The sequence below is a fragment of the Novosphingobium sp. B-7 genome, from assembly GCF_000410615.1.
In the GTDB taxonomy this organism is placed as follows: domain Bacteria; phylum Pseudomonadota; class Alphaproteobacteria; order Sphingomonadales; family Sphingomonadaceae; genus Novosphingobium; species Novosphingobium capsulatum.
In genome coordinates this window covers 1-321 of sequence record NZ_KE148519.1, presented here as the reverse complement: position 1 = coordinate 321, position 321 = coordinate 1, and the positions used below count along the sequence as shown (strand labels likewise).

Sequence of the window (321 nt, the reverse complement as noted above, 5' to 3'; positions counted from 1 at the left end):
AGCCAGAATGTCTGGCCCAGCCTGGCGTTTGACGTGGGCGCGATCAATGGCCTGGCATCGCGGCTGATCCCGGCAGGCTTTTACTACAAGACCTTTTTCGGGCCGCCGCGCCGCTGGATGGTCTATGAGCGGTTCATCCGCAAGGCCGCTGGCCTGGGCCCGGCACCGGCCGATGCCGATCCCGACAGTTTTGACCACCGCGCCGCGTTTTGTGACGTGCTGGTGGTGGGCGCCGGGCCAGCCGGCCTGGCTGCCGCGCTGGCTGCGACGCAGGCGGGCCAGCGCGTGATGCTGGTGGAGCAGGACAGCGTGCCCGGCGGC

At 69.5% G+C, this 321-nt stretch carries 1 protein-coding gene; it reads left to right on the top strand.

Features of this window, described 5'->3' with window-relative positions; genetic code table 11:
• On the top strand, positions 1-321 hold a 321-nt coding region (locus tag H926_RS30425), incomplete at both ends, for an FAD-dependent oxidoreductase (RefSeq protein WP_043611307.1).